This window comes from Micromonospora sp. NPDC048843 (assembly GCF_040649965.1).
In the GTDB taxonomy this organism is placed as follows: Bacteria; Actinomycetota; Actinomycetes; order Mycobacteriales; family Micromonosporaceae; genus Micromonospora; species Micromonospora hortensis.
The window spans coordinates 1-1,925 of the sequence record NZ_JBEZGJ010000247.1 but is presented as its reverse complement, the minus strand read 5'-3'; the positions used below and the strand labels follow the sequence as shown (position 1 = coordinate 1,925).

Here is a 1,925-nt window from a genome sequence, read left to right as displayed (position 1 = left end):
TGTCGGGCATTCGCGCTACTGCTCGCGGACCGGACTCAGGCATGAGCCGCTGTCGGGCATTCGCGCTACTGCTCGCGGACCGGACTCAGGCATGAGCCGCTGTCGGGCATTCGCGCTACTGCTCGCGGACCGGACTCAGGCATGATGGCGGGCATGACGGAGACCCCGCATCCCCTGTACGACAGGCACGCCGACACCCTCAACCGTGCGCTGACCGCGATCACGGAGCGGGGCTACTGGTCCGCCTATCCCGAATCCCCCAGCCCCCGGGTGTACGGCGAGACCGCCGCCGCCGACGGTAAGGCCGCCTTCGAGGCGTACCTCGGCGGTGACTTCCCGCTCGACCAGCCTGGCGCGGGCGTTCGGGTCGCCACCGAGACGAGCCCGTTCGGTGTGGAGTTGGCGGTGCGTTACCCGCACGCCGGCCCCGGTGAGCTGGTCGACGCCGCCTCCGCCGCGCTGCCGGCGTGGCGCGACGCCGGCCCGCAGGCCCGGGTGGGCGTCTGCCTGGAGATCCTCGACCGGCTGCACAAGCACATCTTCGAGCTGGCCAACGCTGTGCAGTTCACCAGCGGGCAGGCGTTCGTGATGGCCTTCCAGGCCGGTGGCGCGCACGCGCTGGACCGGGCGCTGGAAGCGCTGGCGTACGCGTACGCCGAGATGACCCGGCACCCGGGCAGGGCGGGCTGGGAGAAGGCCGCCGGCAAGGGTGACCCGCTGCGGATGACCAAGACGTTCCACGTGGTGCCGCGTGGGGTGGCGCTGGTGATCGGCTGCAACACCTTCCCGACCTGGAACTCGTACCCCGGGCTGTTCGCCTCGTTGGTCACCGGCAACCCGGTGATCGTCAAGCCGCACCCGCGCGCGGTGCTGCCGCTGGCCATCACAGTGAAGTACGCCCGGGAGGTGCTCGCCGAGGCCGGGTTCGACCCGAACCTGATCATGCTGGCGGCCGAGGCCCCCGGTGAGAAGCTCGCCAGCGACCTGGCCCTGCACCGGGCCATCCGGATCGTCGACTTCACCGGCTCCACCGAGTACGGCGACTGGCTGGAGACGCACGCGCGGCAGGCATCGGTCTACACCGAGAAGGCGGGCCTCAACACCGTCGTCATCGACTCCACCGACGACTTCGCCGGCATGTGCCGCAACCTCGGGTTCACGCTGACCCTCTACAGCGGGCAGATGTGCACCACCTCACAGAACATCCTCATCCCGGCCGGGGGCATCGAGACCGACCAGGGGCACAAGAGCTTCGACGAGGTGGCCGGCGGGATCGCCGCCGCCGTCGGCAAGCTCACCGCCGACCCGGCCCGAGGTGTGGAGCTGACCGGCGCCATCGTCAACGACGGGGTGCTGGAGCGGCTGGCCGAGGTGACCAAGGTCGGCGAGCCGGTGCTGGAGTCGCGGACCGTCGCCCACCCGTCGTACGCCGACGCGGTGGTGCGTACTCCGACGATCGTGAAGCTGACCGCTGACGACGCGGAGACGTACGGCCGGGAATGGTTCGGGCCGATCTCCTTCGCCATCGCTACCGACTCCACCACGCACAGCCTGGAGCTGCTGCGCCGGACGGTCGGCGAGAAGGGCGCGCTCACCGCCGGGGTCTACTCGACCGACGAGGCAGTGCTGGACGCAACCGAGGCGGTGGCGGTCGAGGTCGGGGTGCACCTGTCCTGCAACCTCACCGGCGGTGTCTTCGTCAACCAGTCGGCGGCGTTCTCCGACTTCCACGGCAGTGGAGCCAACGCGGCGGCCAACTCGGCGCTGACCGACGGGGCGTACGTGGCTAACCGGTTCCGGATCGTTCAGTCGCGGCGTCATGTTTGATCGTTAGTTGCGGTTGGGGGTTTCCGGTGGCCGCGCTACGCACCGAGTACGACAAGGTGCGCGCGTTCGCCGAGCGGATGTTCGGCGACGGTTCGGTG

1 protein-coding gene is annotated in these 1,925 nt (G+C 69.9%); it reads left to right on the top strand.

Features of this window, described 5'->3' with window-relative positions; genetic code table 11:
* The first annotated feature begins 153 nt into the window (after nucleotides 1-153).
* Nucleotides 154-1,827, top strand: a complete 1,674-nt coding sequence (gene paaN / locus AB0C20_RS33420; RefSeq protein ID WP_357183710.1) for a phenylacetic acid degradation protein PaaN — start codon at nucleotides 154-156, stop codon at nucleotides 1,825-1,827.
* Nucleotides 1,828-1,925 lie beyond the last annotated feature (98 nt).